Source organism: Pseudonocardia sp. SID8383 (assembly GCF_009864975.1).
Lineage (GTDB): Bacteria > Actinomycetota > Actinomycetes > Mycobacteriales > Pseudonocardiaceae > Pseudonocardia > Pseudonocardia alni.
On record NZ_WWFY01000536.1, the window covers coordinates 1 to 3,083 of the forward strand.

The window sequence follows — 3,083 nt, forward strand, 5'->3', positions numbered from 1 at the left end:
GCCCCCGCACGCGTCGCGGCCGCCTCGGCGACCACCCCCGCCGCGACCACCGACCCGACCAGGATCGCGGTGTAGGCCACCCCGGGTGCGACGGCGTCGCGGTGCATCCGGCCCTCCAGCCGGGCGGCGAGCGTGCCGAAGCCGGCGACCGGGTGGCCCCGGCGCGGGTCGCCGAGCAGTGCGTCGGCGACGATCCCGGCGGCCAGTCCGGCCGCGCGGCCACGTGTTCCCATGCGCCGAACCTAGAGCGGCGCGCGCGCAGGGTGCAGGCCGGGCAGGATCATGGGCATGCGCACGGACCTCAAGCCGGACGAGATGGGCAGCGGCCCGTTCTACAAGCTCCTGACCAGCGTCGTCGTCCCCCGACCCATCGCCTGGGTCTCCACCCGCTCGGCCGACGGCGTCGACAACCTCGCCCCGCACTCGTTCTTCACGGTGTCCTGCGTGGACCCGCCCATGATCCAGTTCACGTCGGTCGGGAAGAAGGACTCGCTGCGCAACGTGTCGCAGACCCGCGAGTTCGTCGTCTGCCTGGCGAACGAGCCGATGTTCGAGCGGATCAACGCGACCGGCACCGACTTCCCCGCCGAGATCAGCGAGTTCTCCTCGGTCGGGCTGACCGCCGAGGCGTCCTCGGTCGTGGCGCCGCCGCGGGTCGCCGAGTCACCGGTGGCGCTGGAGTGCGTGCTGCACGCGAACATCGAGCTCGGCAACTCGACCGTCGTCATCGGCCGGGTCGTGCACGCCGCGATCGAGGAGAGCGTGTTCGTCACCGACGAGCGCGGCAACTCCCTGCCCGACGTCCGCCGGCTCGCCCCGCTGGCCCGCCTGGGCCGCAACGAGTGGTCCCGGCTGGGCGAGATCCTGGAGATCACCCGCATCCCCTACCAGCAGTGGCCGGGTCACTTCGGCGAGCAGTGACCCGGCCCGCCGGTCAGAGGGTGTACTCGGTGGGCGGCGTGGCGGCGGGGTCGGCGTGGATCTCGCCCTCCCGGCCGCGCAGCTCCACCCGGCGGATCTTCCCGGAGATCGTCTTCGGGAGTTCGAAGAACTCGAGGCGGCGGATCCGCTTGTAAGGGGCGAGGTTGTCGTAGGCGAACTGCAGGATCGCCGTCGCCGTCTCCGCGGTCGGCTCGTGCCCCGTGGCGAGCACCACGTAGGCCTTCGGCACGGCGAGGCGGACCGGGTCCGGGGACGGCACGACCGCGGCCTCGGCGACCGCCGGGTGCTCGATCAGCACGCTCTCCAGCTCGAACGGGCTGATCCGGTAGTCGCTGGCCTTGAACACGTCGTCGGCCCGGCCGACGTAGGTGATGTAGCCCGACTCGTCGCGGGAGCCGACGTCGCCGGTGTGGTAGTACCCGCCGGCCATGGCCTCGGCGTTGCGCTCCGGGTCGTCGGCGTAGCCCACCATCAGCCCGGTCGGGCGGTGGTCGAGGTCCAGGCAGATCTCGCCCTCGTCGGCGACCTTCCCGGTGGTCGGGTCGACCAGCGCGACGACGAACCCGGGGATCGGCCTGCCCATCGAGCCCGGCTTGACCGGCTGCCCGGGCGGGTTGCCGATCTGCACCGAGGACTCGGTCTGGCCGAACCCGTCGCGGATGCGCAGGCCCCACGCCTTCTCGACCTGCTCGATGACCTCGGGGTTGAGCGGTTCCCCCGCCCCGACGACCTTGGACGGCGGCGTCGCCAGCCCGGACAGGTCGGCCTGGATGAGCATCCGCCACACCGTCGGCGGGGCGCAGAAGCTGGTCACCCCGCAGGAGTCCAGGACCGACAGGACGGACTCGGCGTCGAACCGGGCGTAGTTCATGACGAGCACGGTCGCCTCGGCGATCCACGGCGCGAACACATTGGACCAGGCGTGCTTGGCCCAGCCGGGCGAGGAGATGTTGAGGTGCACGTCGCCGGGCTCGAGGCCGATCCAGTACATCGTCGACAGGTGCCCGACCGGGTAGGACGTGTGGGTGTGCTCCACCAGCTTCGGCTTCGCCGTGGTGCCGGAGGTGAAGTACAGCAGCAGCGTGTCCGACGCCTTCGTGGCGCCGTCCGGGGTGAACTCGGCGGCGGCCGAGTAGGCCTCGCCGGTGTAGTCGCGCCAGCCCGCCACGGCGCCACGGACGGCGATACGGGTGTAGTCGCCGTCGACGTCGTCGAACTTGCCGGCGTCGTCCGCCCCGACGACGACGTGCGCGGCCCGCCCGCGGTCCACCCGGTCCTGCAGGTCGGCCGGGGTGAGCAGGGTGGTCGCGGGGATGACGACGGCGCCCAGCTTCATCGCCGCCAGCAGCGTCTCCCACAGCTCCAGCTGGTTGCCGAGCATCAGGATGATCCGGTCGCCCCGGGCCACGCCCTGCTCCCGCAGCCAGTTCGCGACCCGGTTGGACCGCTCGGACAGCTCCGCCCACGTCCAGTGCGCCTGCGAACCGTCCTGTTCGACGATCCACAGCGCCTTCCGCGCGCCCCGCTCGGGGTCGGCCGCGACGACGTCGAAGTGGTCGAGCGCGAAGTTGAACTCCTCGAGCTCCGGCCAGCGGAAGTCGCGGTAGGCCGTGTCGTAGTCCTCGCGGTGGGTGAGCAGGAAGTCGCGGGCGGCGAGGAACTTCTCCGTCGCCGGGCTGCCGGTCGCCATGGGGTGCACCTCGGTGGGCTCGTGCGGGGGGCCCGTGCCCCGGGCCCGTCGTGCGGGGCCGCCCGTGCGGCCGTACCGCGACCCTAGTCACTCCACCGGCGCCCCGGCAGTGCGCGACGGCCGCTGCCGATCGGGCACCGACCGTGCGGCGCCGATCACGCGATGGTGGCGGCGAGGTCGGCCCGCCCGGGCGGGCCGGTGATCGTAAGGTGCCCGCGTGACCGCGCCGAACCTGCCGAAGGTGCCGACCCCCGACGTGTCGGTGTCCCGCCTGCGGGTGGGCCGGTACGGGCCGCGGCTGCTGCTGCGCGGCGTGCTCGTGGGGCTGGCGCTGCTGATCCTCGTGCTGCTGCTGGCCGGCTGCGGCAACGGCGAGCTGCCCGCGGCGTGGCGCACCCCGTCGCCGGTCCCGACGACGTCGCCGACCGCCACCCCGACACCGACCCCGACG

The 3,083-nt window shown here is 73.0% G+C and carries 3 protein-coding genes and 1 pseudogene; 2 read left to right on the forward strand and 2 right to left on the reverse strand.

Features of this window, described 5'->3' with window-relative positions:
- Nucleotides 1-233: cobalamin biosynthesis protein (locus tag GTW08_RS13220; RefSeq protein WP_202417117.1), on the reverse strand; the 233-nt coding region annotated here is incomplete at its 3' end.
- Nucleotides 234-288: 55 nt separating this feature from the next.
- Between GTW08_RS13220 and GTW08_RS13225 the strand changes: the two genes are divergently transcribed.
- Nucleotides 289-921, forward strand: a complete 633-nt coding sequence (locus tag GTW08_RS13225) for a flavin reductase family protein (RefSeq protein WP_073574303.1) — start codon at nt 289-291, stop codon at nt 919-921.
- Between the two features lie 13 nt (nt 922-934).
- On the opposite strand, the gene GTW08_RS13230 is transcribed toward GTW08_RS13225, so the two are convergent.
- The gene (locus tag GTW08_RS13230) at nt 935-2,632 is read right to left on the reverse strand and encodes an AMP-binding protein (RefSeq protein ID WP_073574304.1); all 1,698 of its coding nucleotides are present in this window, start codon (nt 2,630-2,632) and stop codon (nt 935-937) included.
- Nucleotides 2,633-2,849: 217 nt separating this feature from the next.
- On the opposite strand from GTW08_RS13230, the pseudogene GTW08_RS13235 reads away from it, so the two are divergent.
- Nucleotides 2,850-3,083 (forward strand): annotated as a pseudogene (locus GTW08_RS13235) (hypothetical protein); the annotation flags it as partial.